The following is a 21580-nucleotide window of genomic DNA, read 5'->3' on the forward strand; positions in this document are numbered from 1 at the left end:
AACGCCCGGACACATTCCGAACCCGGAAGCTAAGACTCGCAGCGCCGATGGTACTGCAGGGGGGACCCTGTGGGAGAGTAGGACACCGCCGGACAAACATTGAGGAGAGAGGCCACCCGAAGACGGGTGGCCTTTCTTCGTTAACGGGGTACTTCACAAGGTGCCCCATTACGGTTGAGTTCCATGAGGACTCCACACACGACGGGACTATCGTGAGCGACTCACAGCACGGCTCGGCAGACCAGGGGCGACCTGAGCGACGCGAACAGCGCAGCGGCGGCGGCAATGGAGCCGGCCGACCGACGGGTGCGCGCTCCGGTTCCGGCGCTCGAGATGGCGCCCCGGCGAAGAAGCCCTACGGTGACCGCGACAACCGCAAGCCGTATGGCGACCGTGACGCGAAGAAGCCGTATGGCGACCGTGACAACCGCAAGCCGTATGGCGATCGTGACGCGAAGAAGCCGTATGGCGATCGTGACGCGAAGAAGCCGTATGGTGACCGCGACAACCGGAAGCCCTATGGCGATCGTGATGCGAAGCCGTATGGTGACCGTGGCGCGTCCAAGCCCTATGGTGACCGCGACAACCGCAAGCCCTACGGGGACCGCGACGCGAAGAAGCCGTACGGCGATCGTGACGCGAAGAAGCCCTACGGCGACCGCGACAACCGCAAGCCGTATGGCGACCGCGACGCGAAGAAGCCCTACGGCGACCGGAAACCCTATGGCGATCGTGATGCGAAGCCGTATGGTGACCGTGGTGCGTCCAAGCCCTATGGCGACCGCGACAACCGCAAGCCTTACGGGGACCGCGATGCGAAGAAGCCGTATGGCGACCGCGACAACCGGAAGCCCTACGGCGACCGTGACGCGAAGAAGCCCTACGGCGACCGTGACGCGAAGAAGCCCTACGGCGACCGCGACAACCGCAAGCCCTACGGGGACCGCGATGCGAAGAAGCCGTATGGCGACCGCGACAACCGCAAGCCCTACGGGGACCGCGATGCGAAGAAGCCGTATGGCGACCGCGACAACCGCAAGCCCTACGGGGACCGCGACGCGAAGAAGCCCTATGGTGACCGCGACAACCGCAAGCCGTACACCGGTCGCGACGATCAGCGCGACGCTCCTCCCCGCGAGGTCCATGGCGCGCCCGAACTGCAGGTGCGTCCGCGTCACGACGACCCGTTCATCCCCGAATCGATCGAGGCGCGCGACCTCGACAAGGGCGCTCGCGCCGAGCTGAAGACGCTGAGCAAGGAGAACGCCGACTGGGTCGCACGACACCTGGTCGCGGCATCCGAACTGCTCGACGACGATCCCGAGCTCGCCCACCAGCACGCCCTCTCGGCAGGGCGCCGCGCCGGCCGCATCGCGGTCGTGCGCGAGACGCTCGCGATCACCGCGTACGCGACCGGCGACTTCGCACTCGCGCTCCGCGAGCTGCGCACCTACCGCCGCATCTCCGGCAGCAACGACCAGCTTCCGCTCATGGTCGACAGCGAGCGTGGAGTCGGTCGACCCGACCGAGCCCTCGAGGTCGGTCGTGCGGTCGATCGCTCGACGCTTCCGGCAGCGGTGCAGGTCGGGCTCGCCATCGCGATGTCGGGCGCCCGACTCGACCTCGGCCAGCCCGAGATCGCCCTCGCCGAGCTCGAGATTCCGCAGCTCGATCCCGACCGTGCCTTCTCGTACAGCCCGGCACTCTTCTCGGCCTACGCCGAGGTGCTCGAAGAGCTGGGACGCGCCGACGAGGCCGCGAAGTGGCGTGCACGCGCCGACCGCGCGGAAGCGGTGCTCGGCGGCCCGGCCGAAGCGGAGTCGATCGAGATCTTCGAGGTGGAGCTCGAGGAGTTCGCCGACGAGGTCGACGAGACCGATGCGCCCGTCGAGACCGAGGCGGCGGAGTCCGTCGACGTCGTCGAGACCGAGACCGAGACCGAGACCGAGACCGCGGATGCCGCGGCGCACGACGACGATGACGCCACTGAAGCCGCGGTCGAGGACGTCCTCGACGGCGACCCTCGCGACGTGCTCGAAGACGACGTGCGCGAGGTGCTCGCCGCGATCGAGGCCGACGAGAGCGAGGGCACGTCCGGTGGGACTGTTCCGCGCGAAGACTGAGCACGCGACGCCGCTCGACGGCGTCGACGCCGTGCTCGCCGACCTCGACGGCGTCGTCTACGCCGGCGCCCACGCGATTCCGCGCGCGGTCGAGAGCCTGAACCTCGCCAAGCGCGACCGGGCCGTCGGGTACATCACGAACAACGCGTCGCGCAGCGATGCATCCGTCGCCGATCACCTGGCCGAACTCGGCCTCGAGGTCGTACCGGCCGATGTCGTGACGTCGCCGCAAGCGGCGATGTCCCTGCTCGCCGAGCAGGTGGCACCCGGCGCGCTCGTGTTCGTCGTCGGCGGCGAGGGCATCACGACCGAGCTCGAGCGGCGCGGTTACCGCATCACGCGGTCGGCCGACGATGCGCCCGATGCCGTCGTGCAGGGCTTCACGCCCGAGATCGGATGGCGCGAGCTCGCCGAGGCCTCCTTCGCACTGACCGCGGGCGCGGGCCCCGATGCCGCATCTCCGGTGATCCCGTGGATCGCGACGAACATGGACTGGACGATCCCCGTCGCACGCGGCATCGCGCCGGGCAACGGCACGCTCGTCTCCGCCGTGCACACGGCCGTCGGCCGTTTCCCGCTCGTCGCGGGCAAGCCAGAGACACCGATCTTCGACGAGGCCCGCCGCCGGTTCGGCGCCGAGCGGCCGCTCATGGTCGGCGACCGGCTGGACACCGACATCCTGGGTGCTCGACGCGCCGGAATGCTGAGCGCGCTCGTGCTCACCGGCATCGACCAGGCGAAGCAGGTGCTCGCGGCGCCTGAATCGAGCCGGCCCGACTTCATCCTCGCAGACCTCGACGGCCTCCACGCCCCGTATCCGGTGACCGAGCAGGCACGTGGCGGCGTCACCCGCGTGGGCACGGCTCGAGTGCGCCTCTCGGGCAACCGGGTGGAGATCGTCGACGACGGAGACGATCGACTCGACCTGCTCCGTGCTGCCTGCGCCGCGATCTGGGGCTCGGGCATGGGCATCCACGTGCTCGACGTCCCGGCTCGGCTCTACAGCTGATCGGTCGGTCGTCGGCCGGTCGTCGGCGGCTCGGGGTAGCGTTGACTCGTGAGCACTGAACCCGATCGATCAGGAGCGGCCGAGATGATCCCGCGCGCGTCCGATGCGACGTCGTCGTCGGTGTCGGCCGTGCTCGCCGAGGTGGAGTCGCGACCGCTCGCCGAACGTGCAGAGGCGTACCAGGCCCTCGCCGGCGAGTTGCGCACGCAGCTCGAGCAGTCCGACCCGTCGCTGCGCACCTGACGCATGGCCGAACAACGACTCGATGCGGCCCTCGCGGCCCGCGGACTCGCTCGCTCGCGCACCCATGCCGCGACGCTCATCGCCGCGGGAGTGGTGACGGTCGACGGCCGCCCCGTCGTCAAGGCCGCCGCGAAGGTCGGCGATGACGCGGTGCTCGAGGTCGCGGCATCCGATCACTACGTGAGTCGCGCGGCGCACAAGCTGATCGCGGGCCTCGACGGCTTCGGCGTCGAGGTCGCCGGCCGAGTCGCCCTCGACGCCGGCGCCTCGACCGGCGGGTTCAGCCAGGTGCTCCTCGAGCGCGGCGCCCGGCAGGTGCTCGCCGTCGATGTCGGGCACGGTCAGCTCGCGCCCGAACTCGCCGAAGCATCGGGCCTCGTGCTCGTCGAAGGCTGCAATGTGCGCCACCTCGATGCGGCCCTCCTCGCAGAACTCACGGGGGTCGCCGAGCAGCCGTCGCTCGTCGTCGCCGATCTCTCCTTCATCTCGCTCACCGTGGTGCTGCCTGCGCTCCGCGCGAGCGCGACGGATGACGCGGACTTCGTGCTGCTCGTCAAGCCGCAGTTCGAGGTCGGCCGCGGCGGAGTGCGCGAGGGCGTCGTGCGCGACGCAGGGCTCCGCTCCGAGGCCGTTTCGAACGTGTTGTGGGCGGCCTTCGACGCGGGGCTCGGCACCGCCGGCATCCTGTCCTCCCCAATCGCCGGAAGCCACGGAAACCTCGAATACCTCGTGCACCTGAGCGCCGTGCGCGGTGCGAATCCGACAGAATGGTCAGGTCGGATCGACGAACTGACAGGGAGGGCGAAGGCGTGAGCGACGCACGGCGCTTCCTGGTGGTCTCCCACACGGGTCGGCAGTCCGCCCTCGAGGCGACGAGCGAGGTCTGCGCGCAGCTGCTCGCCGCCGGTGCGGTGCCGGTCATCGCGGCCGAGCACTGGGACGAGGTGCACGACTTCGTGCCCGAGCTCAACGGCTCGGTCGAGCGGTTCGAAGAGACCGACCCCACCGGCATCGAGCTCGTCATCGTGCTGGGCGGCGACGGCACGATCCTCCGGGCCGCCGAGATCATGCGCGACTACCCGGTGCCGCTGCTCGGCGTGAACCTCGGCCATGTCGGCTTCCTCGCCGAGAGCGAGCGAGACGACCTCGGCTACACGATCGGCCGTGCACTGGCGCGCGACTACACCGTCGAGGAGCGCATGACCCTCTCGGTGCGCGCGAAGGTCGGCGAGGGCGTCGTCTACGAGAGCTGGGCGCTCAACGAAGTCACCGTCGAGAAGGCCGAACGCGAGCGCATGCTCGAGGTCGTCATCGAGGTCGATCGGCGCCCGCTGTCGTCATTCGGCTGCGACGGCGTCGTGATGTCGACCCCGACCGGCTCGACGGCCTACTCGTTCTCCGCCGGCGGCCCCGTCGTCTGGCCGAGCCTCGAAGCCCTGCTGCTCGTGCCGCTCAGCGCCCACGCGCTCTTCGCCCGCCCGCTCGTGGTCGGCCCCGAATCGTCGCTCGCCGTCGAGATCCTGCAGCGCACCGAGGCATCCGCGGTCATCTGGTGCGACGGTCGGCGCACCTTCGATCTTCCGCCCGGTGCGCGCGTGATCGTGCGCAAGTCGCCCGTGCCCGTGCGCCTCGCACGACTGCACGAAGCGCCGTTCACCGATCGGCTCGTCAACAAGTTCCAGCTCCCGGTCACGGGGTGGAGGGGGCCGGTCGGGCGTGAATGAGGCAGAGAGTGATCGAGGGCTGCAGTGATTGAGGTCTGCGTTGATTGAGGAACTCGGTATCCGCGACCTCGGCGTCATCGCCGAGGCGACGCTTCCGCTCGGGGCCGGATTCACGGCCGTGACCGGCGAGACCGGCGCGGGCAAGACGATGGTGGTGACCGCACTCGGGCTGCTGCTCGGTTCGCGCTCCGACGCCGGCGCCGTGCGAGCCGGCGCCAAGCAGGCGTGGGTCGAGGGCCGCTGGCTCGTGCCCGACGACGGCATCGTCGCCGAACGCGTCGCCGAGACCGGCGGTGAGATCGAAGCGGGCGAATTGCTGCTCGGCCGCTCCGTCTCGGCTGAAGGGCGGAGCCGCGCGGTCGTCGGCGGCCGGAGCGCTCCGGTCGGAGTGCTCTCCGAGCTCGGCGACGAACTCGTCGTGGTGCACGGCCAGGCCGACCAGCAGCGACTCCGTTCGACGGTTGCGCAGCGCGAGGCGCTCGATCGCTTCGCCGGGTCGAAGCTGCAGGCCGTGCTCGACGAGTACCGCATCGCGTTCAACGCGTGGCGAACGGATGCCGCGGAGCTCGAGCGGCTGCGAGCCGATCACGAGTCCCGCATGCGCGAGGCCGAGGAGCTTCGGGCCGCCCTCGACGAGGTCGAAGCCGCTGATCCGCAGCCCGGCGAAGACGTCGACTTGCAAGAGCGCGCCGACCGGCTCTCGAATCTCGAGGAGCTGCGACTCGCCGCCGCGCAGGCTCGTGCGCTGATCTCGGCCGAAGACGTCGTCGACGACGTTCCCGACGCCGTCGCGCTCGTCGACGGCGCGCGCCGGCAGCTCGAGCGCGTCGCCGAACACGACGCAGCACTGCAGCCCATCGGCGAGATGCTGACGAACGCGGGCTTCCTGCTCGCCGATGCCGCCGCCGAGCTGTCGGGCTACCTCGCCGGACTCGACGCCGACGGCGCGCGCGAGCTCGAGATCGTGCAGGAGCGTCGAGCAGTGCTCAGCGGCCTCGTTCGGCGCCACGGCGGCGGCCTCGACGACGTGCTGGAGTTCCGCCGTACCGGCGGCCTCCGACTCGTCGAACTCGACAGCGACGACGAGCGCATCGAAGGGCTCGAGGCATCCGTCGCCGAGCTCGAAGCCGAGGTCGACCGGCTCGCCGGTTCGCTCACCGAACTGCGCACCGACGCGGCCGGCCGACTCGCCACGGCCGTGACGACCGAACTCGCGGCGCTCGCGATGCCCGACGCGCAGCTCGCGGTCGTGATCGAGCCCGCCGCGGAAGCGACTGCGCACGGCCGCGACGCCGTGTCGATCCTGCTGCGGCCGCACCCCGGGGCCGAGCCGCGGCCGGTCTCGCGCGGAGCCTCCGGCGGCGAGCTGTCGCGGGTCATGCTCGCGATCGAGGTCGTCATCGCGGGCAGCGATCCGGTGCCCACCTTCGTGTTCGACGAGGTCGACGCCGGCGTCGGCGGCGCCGCGGCGATCGAGATCGGGCGACGGCTGGCACGCCTCGCCGAACGCTCGCAGGTCATCGTCGTCACCCACCTCGCGCAGGTCGCCGCGTTCGCGACGAACCACCTGAGCGTGGTCAAGGGCACCGATGGGCAGGTCACCTCGTCGAGCGTTCGCCAGCTGGCCGGAGCCGACCGCGAGGCCGAGATGGCGCGCCTGCTGTCGGGGCTGGCCGACTCGCAGAGCGGACTCGCGCACGCGAGGGAACTGTTGGAGATCGCCGCCGATCGCGCGGCGTGACACGCGATCGACGATCGTGAACGAACGGGATCGAGTGGATCCCGAGAAAAAGATGGGGGAGCGCGTGGGGCATGTCGGGTCGAACGATCAGGAACGTGAGTTAGGCTATAAGCCCGTGGTGGATGAACGCGGAACAGCTCGTGCGAGCACAGACAATCAGAACGACACGACCAAGCACATCTTCGTGACCGGTGGTGTCGTTTCTTCGTTGGGCAAGGGACTCACGGCGGCGAGTCTCGGCAATCTCCTGACTGCCAGGGGCCTCAGAGTCGTCATGCAGAAGCTCGATCCGTATCTCAACGTGGATCCGGGCACGATGAACCCCTTCCAGCACGGCGAGGTCTTCGTGACCGACGACGGTGCTGAGACCGACCTCGACATCGGTCACTACGAGCGGTTCCTCGACATCAACCTGAGCCAGGCGGCGAACGTCACCACCGGCCAGATCTACTCGACGGTCATCGCCAAGGAGCGCCGCGGCGAGTACCTCGGCGACACGGTGCAGGTCATCCCGCACATCACCGACGAGATCAAGCGGCGCATGCGGCTGCAGGCCTCGGAGTCGCCGAAGCCCGACGTCATCATCACCGAGATCGGCGGCACGGTCGGCGACATCGAATCGCAGCCGTTCATCGAGTCGGCTCGCCAGGTGCGTCACGAGCTCGGCCGCAAGAACGTCTTCTTCGTGCACGTCTCGCTCGTGCCGTTCATGGGCGCATCAGGCGAGCAGAAGACGAAGCCCACCCAGCACTCGGTCGCGGCGCTGCGCTCCATCGGCATCCAGCCCGACGCGCTCGTGCTGCGCAGCGACCGGCCCGTCACGGAGTCGAACAAGCGCAAGATCGCGCTCATGTGCGACGTCGACGAGCAGGCCGTCGTGAACGCGGTCGACGTGCCGTCGATCTACGACATCCCGACGATGCTGCACGACCAGGGGCTCGACGCCTACATCATCGACACCCTCGGCCTCGGCGAGAAGGCGGCAGACGTCGACTGGTCGGGCTGGAGCGGTCTGCTCGACGTCGTGCACGACCCCAAGCACGAGGTCACGATCGGCCTCGTCGGCAAGTACATCGACCTGCCCGACGCCTACCTCTCGGTCACCGAGGCACTCCGTGCCGGAGGGTTCGCGAACGACGCCAAGGTCAACATCGAGTGGATCCCGTCCGACGAGTGCCAGACGCCCGAGGGTGCGCAGAAGCACCTGGCCCACCTCGACGGCATCTGCGTGCCGGGCGGCTTCGGCGTTCGCGGCATCGAGGGCAAGCTCGGCGCTCTGCTCTTCGCGCGTGAGAACGGCATTCCGGTGCTCGGCCTCTGCCTCGGCCTGCAGTGCATGGTCATCGAGTACTCGCGCAACGTCGCCGGCCTGCCCGGCGCCTCGTCGAGCGAGTTCGACCCCGACACGCAGTACCCGGTCATCGCGACGATGGAGGAGCAGGTCGAGATCATCGCCGGTGGCGACCTCGGCGGCACTATGCGTCTCGGCCTCTACCCGGCGAAGCTCGCCGAGGGCTCGATCGCGGCGGAGCTCTACGGCTCGACCGAGGTCTCCGAGCGCCACCGTCACCGCTACGAGGTCAACAACGCCTACCGCGACCGCATCGCCGAGGCCGGCCTCTCGTTCTCGGGCATGTCGCCCGACCGGCACCTCGTCGAGTTCGTCGAGCTGCCGCGCGAGGTGCACCCGTTCTACGTCGGCACGCAGGCTCACCCCGAGCTGCGCAGCCGCCCGAACGACGCGCACCCGCTGTTCCGCGGCCTCGTCGGTGCCGCGCTCGAGCGCCAGCAGGCGAGTCTGCTCTTCGACGACGTCAGCAATGGCTGATTCCCGCGACGCGTTCATCGGCGGGCGGCGTGAGCCGCTCGCCGATGAACGGGTCGAGGTGCCCGTCGTCTCGAGCGAACGGGTCTTCGAGGGCCGCGTGTGGGACATCCGTCGCGACGCGTTCGACTTCGGCGGCGAGACCATCGTGCGCGAGTACATGGACCACACCGGCGCCGTCGGCGTGCTCGCGATCGACGACCACGATCGCGTGCTGCTGATCAAGCAGTACCGCCACCCCGTGCGCATGCGCGACTGGGAGATCCCCGCCGGGCTCCTCGACATCGACGGCGAGCCGCCCCTGGCCGCTGCGAAGCGGGAGCTCGCAGAAGAGGCCGACCTCGAGGCATCCGATTGGGCGGTGCTCAGCGACTTCGCGACCTCGCCCGGCGGGAGCGACGAGCTCATCCGGGTCTACCTGGCCCGCGGTCTGTCCGCGACGGCCGAGGCGTTCGCCCGCGAGGGTGAAGAGGCCGACATGGAGACCCGCTGGGTGCCGCTCGACGAGTGCGTCGACGCGGTGCTCGATCGGCGCATCCACAACGCCCCGCTGGCGATCGCGGTGCTCGCGGCTTCGGCCGCTCGCGCACGCGGCTGGTCGAGCCTCGGTGCGGCGGATGCCGCGTGGCCGGGCAACGCCATCGGTCGCACGGAGCCCCCGGGCCGATGACCAGGACCCCCGTCGACGACTACCTGCGGCATCTCGCCGTGGAGCGGGGGCTCGCGCAGAACACGATCTCGTCGTATCGACGCGACCTGGCGATCTACGACGACTGGCTCGCGTCCCACGGCATCGCCGGGCCGACGACGGCGACCGAGCAGGACCTCGGCGACTTCGTGCGGTTCCTCGGAGCCGACCGCGTGCCGCAGCTCGCGACCTCGTCGATCGCCCGAGTGCTGTCGGCTGTGCGCGGCCTGCACCGGTTCCTGGCCGAGGAGGGGCTCGTGGCGGCCGACGTCTCGCGTGAGCTGCGCCCACCGAAGCTGCCGATGCGGCTGCCCAAGGCGATCCCGGTCGACGATGTCGAGGCGCTCATCGCGGCCGCCGGCGGCGAGGAGCCGACCGACCTGCGCGACACCGCACTACTCGAGGTGCTTTACGCGACCGGCGCGCGCGTCTCCGAGGCGGTGTCGCTGAACGTCGACGACCTCGTCGACCAGGAGGTCGTGCGGCTCTTCGGCAAGGGCGGCAAGCAGCGCATCGTGCCGCTCGGCAGCTACGCCCGCAGGGCCGTCGACGCCTACCTCGTGCGCGCCCGCCCGCTGCTCTCCGCTCGCGGCACGGCGACGCCCGCGCTCTTCCTCGGCGTGCGCGGCAAGCGGATGTCGCGGCAGGCCGCCTGGGAGGCGATCCGCGATGCCGCCGAGACGGCGGGGCTCGCGGCATCCGTCTCGCCGCACACCCTGCGGCACTCGTTCGCGACCCATCTGCTCGAGGGCGGCGCCGACGTGCGCGTCGTGCAGGAGCTCCTCGGCCACTCCTCGGTCGCCACCACGCAGATCTACACGCTCGTCACAGCGGACACACTCCGGGAGATGTACACAGCAGCCCACCCGCGTGCTCGCTAGAATCGACCAAGCACCCGCCCGGCCCCAGGAGAGAAGACGACACGTGACGCACCAGACGAACCACTCAGCGGACGGAATCGCAACGCCGCCAGAGCTCGGTCCCACTGGTCGTCCCTATCGCGAATTCCCCGAGCCCGCCCCGCTCTCCTCGCACGGCCCCGCCCGCATCATCGCCCTCTGCAACCAGAAGGGCGGCGTCGGCAAGACGACCACCACGATCAACCTCGGGGCGACGCTCGCCGAGTACGGCCGCCGGGTGCTCGCGATCGACTTCGACCCGCAGGGCGCGCTCTCGGCGGGCCTCGGCGTGCCGACGCACGACGTGCCGACGATCTACGACCTGCTGCTCTCGCGCACGCTCGACCCGGCCGACGTGATCCAGAAGACGAGCGTCGACGGACTCGACGTGATCCCCGCGAACATCGACCTCTCGGCCGCAGAGGTGCACCTCGTCACCGAGGTCGCCCGCGAGCAGATCCTCGCGAGCGTGCTGCGCCGCGTCTCGGCCGACTACGACGTCATCCTCATCGACTGCCAGCCGTCGCTCGGCCTGCTCACCGTGAACGCGCTCACGGCCAGCCACGGCGTCGTCATCCCGCTCGAGTGCGAGTATTTCGCGCTGCGCGGCGTGGCGCTGCTCATCGAGACGATCGACAAGGTGCGCGACCGCCTGAACCCGGCGATCCAGCTCGACGGCATCCTCGCGACGATGTACGACTCGCGCACGCTGCACTCGCGCGAGGTGCTCGAGCGCGTCGTCGACGCGTTCGGCGACGAGGTGCTCGAGACCGTCATCACCCGTACGGTGAAGTTCCCCGACGCGAGCGTCGCGGGCACGCCGATCACCGAGTTCGCACCCGAGCACCAGGCGTCGCGGGCCTACCGCCAGCTCGCCAGGGAGCTGGTCTTCCGTGGCGCGGTCGCCTGAGGCGGCTTCGGCCCCCGAACAGCACGCGTCCGACGCGACGGTGTCGGCCGGAGCGGATCACGCGCACGCGCGGTCGGATGACTCGGCGACGGCGCTGTCGGCCGGCATCGAGACCGGCGAGGCCGTCGAGCCTGTCGAGGCAGCGCCTGACGCACCCGCTGCCGACGACAGCGGTTTCCGCGTCGCGCTCACGAACTTCGAGGGCCCCTTCGACCTGCTGCTCTCGCTCATCACGAAGCACGAACTCGACATCACCGAGGTCTCGCTGTCGGCGGTCACCGACGAGTTCATCTCGTATCTGCGGGGTCTCGACTCCGAAGAGGAGCTCGACCGGGCCTCGGAGTTCCTCGTCGTCGCGGCGACGCTGCTCGACCTGAAGGTGGCGGGCCTGCTTCCGCAGGGCGAGCTCGTCGACGCCGAAGACGTGGCCCTGCTCGAGGCCCGCGACCTGCTCTTCGCGCGCCTGCTGCAGTACCGCGCCTTCAAGGAGGCGGCGCGCTGGTTCTCGGGCAACATCGAGCGCGAATCACTGCGGCACGCGCGAAACGTGCGCCTTGAAGAGAAGTTCCGCCAGCGCGCACCCGAACTGCTCTGGACCCTGTCAGCCGAGGACTTCGCCGCCCTCGCGACCCTGGCGCTGACACCGCGCGAGATTCCGGTCGTCGGCCTCGACCACCTGCACGCACCGCTCGTCTCGATCCGAGAGCAGGCCGCGCACGTCGTCGCCGTGCTCCGCCGCGGCGACCCCGTGACCTTCCGCCAATTGATCGCCGGCGTCGGCCAGTCGGGAGTCGTCGTGGCGCGCTTCCTCGCCGTGCTCGAGCTCTACCGCCATGCGGCGATCGGCTTCGAGCAGCTCGAGCCGCTCGGCGAGCTGACGCTGCGATGGTCGGCCGAGAACTGGTCGGACGAGAACCTCGAGAGCCTGGGGGCTGACTATGACGAATGAGACGGATGTCGCGGCGACGGACGTGCCCGACGAGCAGGTCTTCGACGCGGTGAACGAGCCCGCCGACGAGAACGGCGCCGTTTCGGCGAACGAAACCGACGCAGGCGGCCCCGAGCTCTCGATCGTGACCCCGCTCGACGTGCCGGGCCAGCCCCGCCTCGACCTCGACCGCGCCCTCGAGGCGATCCTCTTCATCGCCGACGAGCCGCAGAGCGTCGTCTCGCTCGCGGCAGCCGTCGCGCGCCCGGTCGCCGAGGTGCGCGCTGCCATCGCGCGGCTCCGTGCCGACTACGACGGCGCCGGCCCGTCGGGCGAACCGAGAACGGATGTCGCGGGGGAGCCCGAGCCGCGAAGCATCCGTCGAGGGTTCGAACTCCGCGAGGTCGGTGGCGGCTGGCGCTTCTACGTGCGTGCCGAGTACGACACGCTCGTCGCCGACTTCGTGCTCACGCAGTCGTCGACCCGGCTCTCGCAGGCGGCCCTCGAGACGCTGTCGGTGATCGCCTACAAGCAGCCGATCTCACGCTCGCAGGTCGCATCGATCCGCGCGGTGAACGTCGACTCGGTCGTGCGCACGCTGCTCGGGCGCGGCCTCGTCACCGAGGTCGACACCGACCCCGAGACCGGCGCGATCCTCTACGGCACGACCGAGCTGCTGCTCACGAACCTCGGCATCAACTCGCTCGACGAGCTGCCCCACATCTCGCCGTTGCTCGACGACGGCCAGGAAGGATTCGACTTTGACTGACGCAACCGGCTGGGGCGGCGAACCCGCCCCTGAGGGCGTACGACTGCAGAAGGTGCTCGCAGCTGCGGGTGTCGCGAGCCGACGGGTCTCGGAGCAGTACATCGCCGAGGGCCGCGTGGAGGTGAACGGCGAGGTCGTCACCGAGCTCGGCCGTCGCATCGATCCCGAGACCGACCTCGTGGCCGTCGACGGCGTCGCCGTGCAGCTCGACCCCGCGAAGCGGTACTACATGCTCAACAAGCCGCGCGGCGTCGTCTCGTCGATGCGCGACGAGCAGGGCCGACCCGACCTCACGCGCTTCACCGACGACCTCGAGGAGCGGGTGTTCAACGTCGGCCGCCTCGACGCCGAGACGAGCGGACTGCTGCTGCTCACGAACGACGGCGACCTCGCGCACGTGCTCGCGCACCCGTCGTTCGGCGTCTCGAAGACGTACATCGCGAAGGTCACCGGTCGGGTCACGCCGCAGGTCATCCAGCAGCTGAAGAACGGCATCGAACTCGAAGACGGCCCGATCAAGGCCGACAAGGCCCGAATCCTGCAGCAGCAGGGCGACGACCGGCACTCGATGGTCGAGCTCACGCTCCACTCGGGTCGCAACCGCATCGTTCGCCGCATGCTCGACGCCGTGGGGCATCCGGTCGTCGACCTCGTGCGTCGCAGCTTCGGCCCGCTCAACCTCGGTACCCTCCGATCGGGTCAGATGCGCGAATTGACGAAGGTGGAGCGGGGCCAGCTGCTCACCATCTCCCGCGCCGCGGACGCCGGCCGGGAGCACCGCGCCGATCCGAACGAAGGTGAGTCGTGACCGAATCGCGTCTGACCGGCCCGGTTCGCGTGGTCGGGGTGGGCCTGCTGGGCGCGAGCATCGGCCTCGGACTGCGCGCCAAGGGCGTCGACGTCATCCTCGCCGACGCCTCGCCGACGCATCTCGCGATCGCGGTCGACTACGGAGCCGGTCGCGCGGCCGCAGCCGGCGACCGCCCGCAGCTCATCGTGGTGTGCGTGCCGCCCGATGTCACGGCCGATGTCGTGGCCGCCGAGCTCGAGGAGTTCCCCGAGGCGATCGTCACGGACGTCGCGAGCGTCAAGCTCGCCGTCTACGAGAACCTGAAGGCGCGTGGCGCCGACCTCTCACGCTACATCGGCACCCACCCCATGGCGGGGCGGGAGCGCGGCGGACCCATGTCGGGCCGCGCCGACCTCTTCGTCGGGCGCCCGTGGGTCGTCGCCGCGCACGGCGGCATCTCGTACCAGGACGGGTCGGCGATCGACGACCTCATCCTCGACCTCGGCGCGACGCTCGTCGAGCTCACGCCCGAGCAGCACGATGCCGCCGTCGCGCTCGTCTCCCACGTGCCGCAGGTCGTCTCGAGCCTCATGGCGCGGCGCCTCATCGATGCACCGCACGCCTCGGTCAACCTCGCCGGGCAAGGGCTCCGCGACGTCACGCGCGTGGCCGCGAGCGACCCCGAGCTCTGGGTGCAGATCCTCGGGCAGAACTCCGAACCCGTCGCCGAGATCCTGCGCGGCTACCGCGACGACCTCGACCGCTTCATCGACGCGCTCGACAACATGGATGCCCCGGGCGCGCGGCGCCGCGTCGCCGAGGAGCTCTTCGGCGGCAACACCGGTGTCGAGCGGCTGCCCGGCAAGCACGGCGTCGATCGCCGCTACTCGAGCCTCATCGTCATGATCGACGACCGGCCCGGCCAGCTCGCCCGTCTCTTCAACGACGTCGGCGAGGCCGGCGCCAACATCGAGGACCTGCGGCTCGAGCACTCGCCCGGCGCGCAGATCGGTCTCGCCGAGATCTCGGTGCTCCCCGAGGTGCAGCAGCACCTCACCGATGAGCTGGCCGCACGCGGCTGGCGGATTGCAGGTTGAACGTGTCACCCGTCATTCCGTTCGTCGTGGCCGTCGACGGCCCGGCCGGCAGCGGCAAGTCGAGCGTCTCGAAGGAGGTCGCACGCCGACTCGACTTCGGCTTCCTCGACACGGGCGCCGCCTATCGTGCGCTGGCATGGCACGCCGAGGCATCCGGGGTCGACACCGACGACGCGGCATCCGTCGTCTCGTGCCTCGATTCGTTCGACTACCGCATCGGCACCGACCCGACCGGCTACTCCGTGCACGTCGGCGATGTCGACGTGACCGAGGCGATCCGCGACCCGCAGATCTCCGCCGTCGTGAGCGCCGTCGCCCGGGTGCCCGAGGTGCGCCGTCATCTCATCGAACTGTTCCGGTCGATCATGGCCGCAGTCGATGCGCCCGGCATCATCGTCGAGGGCCGCGACATCACGACCGTGGTGGCGCCCGATGCCCCCGTTCGCATACTCCTCACAGCATCCGAAGCGGTTAGAATGGGCAGGCGCTCCGCCGAGCTGACCGGATCGTCGGTCGAAGCTGTGGGGGAGCAGCTGCGGAAGCGCGACGCGGCGGACTCCAAGGTCGTGGACTTCATGACCGCGGCAGACGGCGTCACCACCGTCGATTCCACGGAACTCGACTTCGACCAGACGGTCGATGCGGTGATCGACGTGATCCGCGCAGCGCACCCCGCGCTCGCCCAGGAGCATGACGCCATGGGCGCACAGATTTCAGAGGAGACACCATGACCGACAAGAGCGAAGAGTTCGACGCTCCCGACGACGACCTCGCCGAGCGTCTCGCCGGCGTCGACGACGAGCTCGCCGAGCAGCGCGCAGCCACGCTGCGCTCGGGGCTCGCCGACTACGCACTCGACGACGACGACCTCGATGTGCTCGAGCTCTCCGACGAGGGTGAGGAGGGCATCCGCTACCTCCCCGCGCTGCCCGTCATCGCGATCGTCGGTCGACCGAACGTCGGCAAGTCCGCGCTCGTCAACCGCATCCTCGGCCGGCGAGAGGCCGTGGTCGAAGACACCCCGGGTGTCACCCGCGACCGCGTCTCGTACAAGGGCGAGTACCTCGACCGTCGCTTCACGCTCGTCGACACCGGCGGCTGGGAGCCCGACGCGAAGGGCATCGACGCATCGGTCGCCGCGCAGGCCGAGGTCGCGATCGACCTCTGCGACGTCGTGCTCTTCGTCGTCGACGCAACCGTCGGTGCGACGTCGACCGACGAGCACGTCGTGCGGCTCCTCCGCAAGACGAAGAAGCCCGTCTTCCTGCTGGCCAACAAGGTCGACGACGCTCGCCAGGAGCCCGAGGCCGCAGCGCTCTGGAACCTCGGTCTCGGCGAGCCCTACCCGGTCTCCGCACTGCACGGTCGCGGCGTCGCCGACATGCTCGAATCGGTCTTCAAGGTGCTGCCGCAGGTCTCGGCCGTCGCGAAGGACGAGTTCGGCGGCCCGCGCCGCGTCGCGATCCTCGGTCGCCCGAACGTCGGCAAGTCGAGCCTGCTCAACAAGTCGGCAGGCGAAGAGCGCGTCGTCGTGAACGAGCTCGCCGGCACCACGCGCGACCCCGTCGACGAGCAGATCGAGCTCGGCGGCAAGATCTGGCGCTTCGTCGACACCGCCGGCATCCGTCGTCGCGTGCACCTGCAGCAGGGCGCCGACTTCTATGCCTCGCTCCGCACGCAGGCGGCGCTCGAGAAGGCCGAGGTCGCCGTCGTGCTCCTCGACGTCTCGGTGCCGATCTCCGAACAGGACGTGCGCATCATCGACCTCGTGCTCGAGTCGGGCCGCGCGCTCGTGCTCGCCTACAACAAGTGGGACCTGCTCGACGACGAACGCCGCCGGTACCTCGAGCGCGAGATCGAGCAAGACCTCCACCACGTCGCGTGGGCGCCGCGCGTCAACATCTCGGCGAAGACGGGCCGTCACCTCGAAAAGCTGGTGCCCGCCCTCGAGACGGCGCTCGAGTCGTGGGACACCCGCATTCCGACGGGCAAGTTCAACGCGTTCCTCACCGAGCTGACGCAGGAGCACCCGCACCCCGTGCGCGGTGGCAAGCAGCCCCGCGTGCTGTTCGGCACGCAGGCGGCCAGCCGACCGCCGACATTCGTGCTCTTCACGACCGGGTTCCTCGACCCGGGCTACCGCCGGTTCATCCAGCGGCGCCTGCGCGAGATCTACGGCTTCGAGGGTTCGCCCATCGTCATCAACATGCGTGTGCGCGAGAAGCGCGACCGCTCGAAGTAGGTCACGGATGTCGCGGCGCCCGAGTCGTTCCCGCGAGGGAAGCGGCTCGGGCGTTCGTGGTCTCTACATCGAGATCTTCATACGCGCCGAACTCGACGAGGTGTGGCGGCTCACGCAGAGCCCCGAACTGCATCCGCGGTGGGATCTGCGCTTCTCTTCGATCACTCCCACGGCGTCGACGTCCGACGGGGCAACGCGATTCACCTACGAGCGCTCACTCGGCGTGCACGTCATCCGCGGCACGGGTGTCTCGCTCGGCGAGCGGGTGCACGCCGACGGCGGTGCCACGTCCGCACTTCGATTCGATACGGATGACCCGTGGTCTCCGCTCCGCGACGGCCGCGGCTACTGGCGGTACGTCCCGACGTCCGACGGTGTGCGCTTCATCACGGGCTACGACTACGAGCCCGGGTTCGGGCGCCTTGCCGACCTCGTCATTCGCCCGTTCGTGCGCTGGATGACGGCGTGGAGCTTCGACCGCCTCCGCATCTGGGCGGAGACCGGCGTGGAGCCCGAGCGCCGGCCCGTGGCATCCGTCATCATGTTCTGGCGGGGCGACCGGCCCCGTGCCCGACGATGCCGGACCACACCGCCACCGCGCGGTGCGTTCGCGTTCGTACCCGACAGCCTTGCCGAGCTGGAGCAGCCATGACCGAGACCAGCGGCGACGCCGGGTCGGCTACGGCTACGACGACTCTCGGCCCGGTGTTCCGCCGGGCCCTCGGTGACGACTTCGAGCGCCTCCATCCCATGATGCAGCGCCGGTTCGGTGTCTCCCTCGACGGCGGCTACGCCTGCATCGGCCGTGGCGTCATGACGAGCGTTCGACGCGGGCCGTGGTGGACGGTGCCATTCCTGCAGATCGGGCGCCTCCGCAACATCCTGATCCCGGATGCCGGCCGCGAAGTGCCGTTCACGATCGAGAACCACGCCTACGTCGATCCGTTCGGTCGGGAGACCGTGACGTTCGTGCGCGAGTACCGGGTGCCCGGACGACGTCGGTCGAGTCGCTTCGACGCGACGATGGTGTTCGACCCGAGACGAGGCGCGGTCGTCGACTATCTCGGCACGCACCAGCACCTCGCGGTGGACCTGAAGCTCGAAGTGGACGCCGACGGGTCGCTGCTGCTGCGTTCGGGTGCGCAGCGATTCCGCGAGGGGTGGGTCGACTTCGGATTCCCGATGCTGTTCTCGGGGTACGCGGAGTTGCGCGAGCGGTTCGACGACGACGCCGGCGTCTTCCGTGTGCGCCTCGAGGTGCGCAACCGTGTCTTCGGATTCCTCTTCGGATACGAGGGATGGTTCGTGAGCGAGTTCGCCGAGGCGGTCGGGGCGCCCGCGCATGTGCTGCCCAAGCGGCACGAGCCGCGGTACTGAGCGTGGTGGACGTCACGATCCGGGTCAAGCCCGGCAGCCGCAAGGGGCCGCTCGTGGAGACGCTCGACGGGGATTCTGCCGCCTCGCTCACGGTGTTCGTGCGCGAGCGCGCGATCGACGGTGCAGCGAACGCCGGGGTCATCGCGGCCCTCGCCGCCCACTACGGCGTACCGCGGAGTCGCGTGCACATCCTGCGCGGGGAGTCGTCGCGCGTGAAGCGCGTGCGTGTCGACGACGCCTGAGCCGCAGTGGCCGTGACGAGGCGCCTACGATGGCGCCATGGATCTCGTCGATGCGGACGGCGACGCCGGCGCAGTGGTGCTGGCGGTGCTGCGCGCGACCGGCGAGCGACTCGACGAACTCCAGCCGGCGGCCGTGGCCGATGAGCCCGACGCCGTGCACCGCCTGCGAACGACCGTGCGTCGCCTCCGCAGCGTGCTCGCCGCCTACGGCCCGTTGTTCGACGTCTCCAAGGCCGATGAGGTGAGCCGTCGATATCGCGAGCTCGGCCGGCGGCTCGGCACGGTGCGCGACCTCGAGGTGCGGCTCCTGGTGGCGGAGGAGGCGCTGCAGCTCGCCGCAGCATCGGCGGACTTCGACCCTGCGGAGCTGGGGCGAGTCGCTGCCGGGATCGTCGCGGAGACGGCGGCAGCGCATCATCTCGCACACCAGGGATTCGTCGAACACCAGCGACGACCTGAAGCTGACCGCCGCCGCGCCACGCTCGACGAACTCCTCTCCGCCGCGCCTTCGACTCGGCTGGCAGGTGCGGCAGCCCGACCCGTGCTCGGCGCGTTCCTCGCACACGAAGCACGTCGTGCCGTGGCGCGGGCATCAGAAGCGGACGCGGCGAGTACCCCCGCACAGTTGCACGGAGTGCGGAGGGCCTGTCGCCGGCTCCGCTATGCCGCCGAGGCGTTGGGCGACGGCCCCGGCGAGACGCTCGGAGCGCCGGCGCTTCGGCTGGCCGCCGCCGGGCAGGGAATACAAGACCTGCTCGGCGCTCACCGGGATCAGATGCTCTTCGCCGAGTACCTGCGGAGCTCGGCGACCGCTTCAGTCGAACCTGGGGGCGAGCCGCGTGCACTCGAGCAGCTCGCGGAAGCTGCCGAGGAGCGTGCCGCCGAGCGGATCGCTGATCTCAGTGACGCGGTGCGTGAGCTGCGCCGCGCTGAACGCGACTGGCTCTCACTCTGACGGGGATCTGGTCAGTGCACCCGGCTCAGCGACCGAGCTGGACGATTGACTCGAGGTCGCGGGTTCAAGCCCCGTTACTTGGCCAGCTCGACCTGCATGATCGCGCGGTCGGGCCGGGGGCGGGCGACCTCGGTGAAGCCGGCGTGCGTGAACATCGAGACCGTGCCGTGGAAGAGTGCGTCGGCTGAGACCTTCGCTCGGATCTTCGGGTCGACGGCGTAGGCCTCGACCACGAGCGCTCCGCCAGCGCGGGCGACGCCGCGGCCCCGATGGTTACGCGGCACGACGAAGCAGGAGACGGCCCACACCGCAGTGTCATCGAAGTCGGGGTGCGCGGTGCCGCCCTTGACGATGGTGCTCAGGCTGAGCCGGGGGAGATCGCTGCGGGGCTCGACGGCGCACCAGCCGACCGGTGTCTCACCGTCGTAGGCGATGAGCCCGCGCCCGATGCCCGAAGCGTGCAACTGGTCTTGCAGCCGGTCGTGCAGGCCCTCGTCGCCGAATCTGCGCCAGTCGCTGCCGGGGATCTTGTACCACTGGCACCAGCAGTGCGCGGGGTCGCCTCGAGTGCCGAAGACGGTTTCGACATCGGCGAACGGTACCTCGCTCGCCGGGGAGACCCGGAGCTGGATCGGTTCGAGATCTTCGGTCACATCGGTGATCACCATTCGAATGTAGCGCCGGCCACCGACATCCGCAGTGGTTCAGCAGCTCCCTTGCGCGGTAATCGTGAAGGTAGGTAACAATGCAGTATCATCATGATATGACTCCCGAGATCACCGTGCTCGACCGGCTGCTCGAGGTCAGCGAGCTCTTCCAGAAAGACATGGCGCAGGCCTTCGCAGGCACCCCGCTGACACCCTCGCGCACCCGGCTGCTCTGGGAGCTCGCCGCCACCGGCCCCTCGACGCAGCACGCGCTCGCGACCCGCCTGGAGGTGAGTCCCCGCAACATCACCGGACTCGTCGACGCGCTCGAAGCCGGGGGATATGTCACCCGCTCGCCACACCCGACCGATCGCCGGGCGATCATCGTGTCGCTCGCGGCATCCGCTGAAGAATTCATGCGCGACATGCAACGCGACCATGCCGAGCTCTCGGCCGAGCTGCTCGGTGCCGTCGCGCCTGCCGACCGCGCTGCGCTCCTGCGCGGCGTCGAGGCGATCGCCGGGCGCCTGCGCGAACTCATCGAGGCCGACGAGCAGCGCCGGGCCGGCGGTGAGCCGCAGGCGGTGGGGGAGTGAGCACCGCGACCTCGGCGCGCGCCGAGGCATCCGTCTGGCAGCGCATCGGCTGGTTCCTGCACCGCGCGCTGCTCATGGAGCTCAGCATCTACGCGAGCATCGGGCGGTTCGTCGCGCGGCGACCGGCGATCGCGCCGGACGCCAAGGGGTTCGGGTTCCACAAGCCGGTGCTGACGATCCTCATGATCTTCATCGTGCTGTCGGCTGTCGAGATCCCGATCTTCGACATGATCGTGCATCGCTGGCCCGCGGTACGCATCACGCTGCTCGTGCTCGGCATCTGGGGGCTCACCTGGATGTTCGGGCTGCTCTGCTCGTACGTCATGCGACCGCACACGGTCGGTCCCGACGGCATCCGCGTGCGCGCCGGTCTCGAGACCGACATCGCGCTGAGCTGGGACGACATCGCCTCGGTCGCGCGCAACCTGCGGGTCGACGAGCCGAAGTCGCTGAAGATCGTCGAGACGGATGCCTCGCGCACCCTCATGCTTCGCATCAACAACGAGACCAACGTGGAGATCGAGCTCGAGGGGGCGACCGTCGTGCGGCTGCCGGGGCATGGCGTCGCGGGCGGTGAGCAGGCGGTGACCGCCGTGCGCATCTGGGTCGACGACCCGGTCGCGTTCATGGACGAGGTGCGGAAGCACATCTGAGCGAGTCGTTCGTCGGGTTCGTCGCCGAATTCGCACCGAACGGATGCCTCTGAGGCGCCCGAGTGTCACGAGCACCCCTCCGGATGCCGCTATGATGGTCAAGTTGTCTTCGGAGAAATCCG

Annotated in this window: 23 protein-coding genes and 1 rRNA gene; 23 read left to right on the forward strand and 1 reads right to left on the reverse strand. The window is 69.7% G+C overall.

Translation table 11 applies throughout. From position 1 onward, the window contains the following. The 21 genes from rrf to ACFTQE_RS08170 all read left to right on the forward strand — a co-directional run. Nucleotides 1–94, forward strand: a 5S ribosomal RNA gene (rrf, locus tag ACFTQE_RS08070); the annotation flags it as partial. Between the two features lie 118 nt (nt 95–212). Continuing rightward, nucleotides 213–2123 carry a primosomal protein gene (locus tag ACFTQE_RS08075; protein WP_376924561.1) on the forward strand — a complete coding sequence of 637 codons (1911 nt, stop codon included), beginning with the start codon at nt 213–215 and terminating at the stop codon, nt 2121–2123. After that, complete coding sequence (locus ACFTQE_RS08080) at nt 2098–3132, forward strand: HAD-IIA family hydrolase (protein ID WP_376924562.1); 1035 nt, start codon at nt 2098–2100, stop codon at nt 3130–3132. The genes ACFTQE_RS08075 and ACFTQE_RS08080 overlap by 26 nt, the downstream gene beginning before the upstream one ends. 48 nt (nt 3133–3180) lie before the next feature. After that, nucleotides 3181–3375, forward strand: a complete 195-nt coding sequence (locus ACFTQE_RS08085; protein ID WP_376924563.1) for a hypothetical protein — start codon at nt 3181–3183, stop codon at nt 3373–3375. 3 nt (nt 3376–3378) lie between these two features. After that, complete coding sequence (locus tag ACFTQE_RS08090; RefSeq protein WP_376924564.1) at nt 3379–4188, forward strand: TlyA family RNA methyltransferase; 810 nt, start codon at nt 3379–3381, stop codon at nt 4186–4188. Then, entirely contained in the window at nt 4185–5099 is a 915-nt protein-coding gene (locus tag ACFTQE_RS08095; RefSeq protein ID WP_376924565.1) for an NAD kinase, read from the forward strand. The genes ACFTQE_RS08090 and ACFTQE_RS08095 overlap by 4 nt, the downstream gene beginning before the upstream one ends. Before the next feature lie 40 nt (nt 5100–5139). After that, the gene (gene recN, locus ACFTQE_RS08100; RefSeq protein WP_376924566.1) at nt 5140–6840 is read left to right on the forward strand and encodes a DNA repair protein RecN; all 1701 of its coding nucleotides are present in this window, start codon (nt 5140–5142) and stop codon (nt 6838–6840) included. Nucleotides 6841–6892: 52 nt separating this feature from the next. Beyond that, a complete protein-coding gene (locus ACFTQE_RS08105; protein ID WP_376924618.1) occupies nt 6893–8668 on the forward strand; it encodes a CTP synthase in 1776 nt (591 codons plus the stop codon). Beyond that, nucleotides 8661–9335, forward strand: a complete 675-nt coding sequence (locus ACFTQE_RS08110) for an NUDIX domain-containing protein (RefSeq protein ID WP_376924567.1) — start codon at nt 8661–8663, stop codon at nt 9333–9335. Before ACFTQE_RS08105 ends, ACFTQE_RS08110 begins: the two co-directional genes overlap by 8 nt. Then, a complete protein-coding gene (xerD, locus tag ACFTQE_RS08115; protein WP_376924568.1) occupies nt 9332–10234 on the forward strand; it encodes a site-specific tyrosine recombinase XerD in 903 nt (300 codons plus the stop codon). The genes ACFTQE_RS08110 and xerD overlap by 4 nt, the downstream gene beginning before the upstream one ends. A 43-nt stretch (nt 10235–10277) precedes the next feature. Further along, on the forward strand, nt 10278–11162 hold the full coding sequence (locus ACFTQE_RS08120) for a ParA family protein (protein ID WP_376924569.1): 885 nt from the start codon (nt 10278–10280) through the stop codon (nt 11160–11162). Nucleotides 11163–11256: 94 nt separating this feature from the next. Then, the gene (locus ACFTQE_RS08125) at nt 11257–12111 is read left to right on the forward strand and encodes a segregation and condensation protein A (RefSeq protein ID WP_376924619.1); all 855 of its coding nucleotides are present in this window, start codon (nt 11257–11259) and stop codon (nt 12109–12111) included. Next, nucleotides 12101–12859 carry an SMC-Scp complex subunit ScpB gene (locus ACFTQE_RS08130; RefSeq protein WP_376924570.1) on the forward strand — a complete coding sequence of 253 codons (759 nt, stop codon included), beginning with the start codon at nt 12101–12103 and terminating at the stop codon, nt 12857–12859. The genes ACFTQE_RS08125 and ACFTQE_RS08130 overlap by 11 nt, the downstream gene beginning before the upstream one ends. Further along, complete coding sequence (locus ACFTQE_RS08135; RefSeq protein ID WP_376924571.1) at nt 12852–13667, forward strand: pseudouridine synthase; 816 nt, start codon at nt 12852–12854, stop codon at nt 13665–13667. The genes ACFTQE_RS08130 and ACFTQE_RS08135 overlap by 8 nt, the downstream gene beginning before the upstream one ends. Continuing rightward, nucleotides 13664–14746, forward strand: coding sequence for a prephenate dehydrogenase (locus tag ACFTQE_RS08140; protein ID WP_376924572.1), 1083 nt, complete (start codon nt 13664–13666; stop codon nt 14744–14746). The genes ACFTQE_RS08135 and ACFTQE_RS08140 overlap by 4 nt, the downstream gene beginning before the upstream one ends. 2 nt (nt 14747–14748) lie before the next feature. Then, entirely contained in the window at nt 14749–15477 is a 729-nt protein-coding gene (cmk, locus tag ACFTQE_RS08145; protein ID WP_376924573.1) for a (d)CMP kinase, read from the forward strand. Then, complete coding sequence (gene der, locus ACFTQE_RS08150) at nt 15474–16988, forward strand: ribosome biogenesis GTPase Der (protein ID WP_375838341.1); 1515 nt, start codon at nt 15474–15476, stop codon at nt 16986–16988. The genes cmk and der overlap by 4 nt, the downstream gene beginning before the upstream one ends. 7 nt (nt 16989–16995) lie before the next feature. Beyond that, the gene (locus tag ACFTQE_RS08155; protein WP_376924574.1) at nt 16996–17640 is read left to right on the forward strand and encodes an SRPBCC family protein; all 645 of its coding nucleotides are present in this window, start codon (nt 16996–16998) and stop codon (nt 17638–17640) included. Beyond that, the gene (locus tag ACFTQE_RS08160; protein ID WP_376924575.1) at nt 17637–18365 is read left to right on the forward strand and encodes a DUF4166 domain-containing protein; all 729 of its coding nucleotides are present in this window, start codon (nt 17637–17639) and stop codon (nt 18363–18365) included. Before ACFTQE_RS08155 ends, ACFTQE_RS08160 begins: the two co-directional genes overlap by 4 nt. Before the next feature lie 2 nt (nt 18366–18367). Further along, a complete protein-coding gene (locus ACFTQE_RS08165) occupies nt 18368–18607 on the forward strand; it encodes a DUF167 domain-containing protein (RefSeq protein ID WP_376924576.1) in 240 nt (79 codons plus the stop codon). 37 nt (nt 18608–18644) lie between these two features. Beyond that, on the forward strand, nt 18645–19562 hold the full coding sequence (locus ACFTQE_RS08170) for a CHAD domain-containing protein (RefSeq protein ID WP_376924577.1): 918 nt from the start codon (nt 18645–18647) through the stop codon (nt 19560–19562). A gap of 74 nt (nt 19563–19636) precedes the next feature. On the opposite strand, the gene ACFTQE_RS08175 is transcribed toward ACFTQE_RS08170, so the two are convergent. Continuing rightward, nucleotides 19637–20227, reverse strand: a complete 591-nt coding sequence (locus tag ACFTQE_RS08175) for a GNAT family N-acetyltransferase (protein WP_376924578.1) — start codon at nt 20225–20227, stop codon at nt 19637–19639. 98 nt (nt 20228–20325) lie between these two features. On the opposite strand from ACFTQE_RS08175, the gene ACFTQE_RS08180 reads away from it, so the two are divergent. Beyond that, on the forward strand, nt 20326–20805 hold the full coding sequence (locus ACFTQE_RS08180; RefSeq protein ID WP_376924579.1) for a MarR family winged helix-turn-helix transcriptional regulator: 480 nt from the start codon (nt 20326–20328) through the stop codon (nt 20803–20805). Then, on the forward strand, nt 20802–21458 hold the full coding sequence (locus ACFTQE_RS08185) for a hypothetical protein (RefSeq protein ID WP_376924580.1): 657 nt from the start codon (nt 20802–20804) through the stop codon (nt 21456–21458). The genes ACFTQE_RS08180 and ACFTQE_RS08185 overlap by 4 nt, the downstream gene beginning before the upstream one ends. The last annotated feature ends 122 nt before the right edge of the window (nt 21459–21580 follow it).

Source organism: Agromyces sp. NPDC056965, assembly GCF_042673425.1.
GTDB lineage: Bacteria > Actinomycetota > Actinomycetes > Actinomycetales > Microbacteriaceae > Agromyces.